Source organism: Sulfitobacter sp. 15WGC (assembly GCF_005068605.1).
GTDB classification, from domain to species: domain Bacteria; phylum Pseudomonadota; class Alphaproteobacteria; order Rhodobacterales; family Rhodobacteraceae; genus Sulfitobacter; species Sulfitobacter faviae.
The window spans coordinates 1-248 of record NZ_SZNL01000250.1; the positions used below are offsets into that span (position 1 = coordinate 1).

The window sequence follows — 248 nt, forward strand, 5'->3', positions numbered from 1 at the left end:
CATCCCGTCCATGGCTAAGGTCCGGGCGCGCCATGATCAAGCGCGCCCGAGGCTTCATTTAATCGCGCTGCGGCTTGTCATGGTCCATTTTGTCACCCTTGTGGTGCCGTTTGCCATGCATTTTTTTTCGCCGCTTCGAACTCTTCGGCGCTGACGCTGCCGTTGCCGTCTTTGTCCAGACGCTCGAACATCTTGGCCGGATCGTGGCGCTGCGTCATCTCTTCCATCGAGAGTTTGCCGTCGTCATT

1 protein-coding gene is annotated in these 248 nt (G+C 57.7%); it reads right to left on the reverse strand.

The window, feature by feature from the left end; genetic code table 11:
• Nucleotides 1-92: 92 nt before the first annotated feature.
• The gene (locus FCK22_RS19525; protein ID WP_349237612.1) at nucleotides 93-227 is read right to left on the reverse strand and encodes an EF-hand domain-containing protein; all 135 of its coding nucleotides are present in this window, start codon (nucleotides 225-227) and stop codon (nucleotides 93-95) included.
• Between the last annotated feature and the right edge of the window lie 21 nt (nucleotides 228-248).

Bases quoted from the DNA above. Each gene is read 5' to 3' on its own strand.
- FCK22_RS19525 (WP_349237612.1), bottom strand. From the start codon at position 227: ATGGAAGAGATGACGCAGCGCCACGATCCGGCCAAGATGTTCGAGCGT.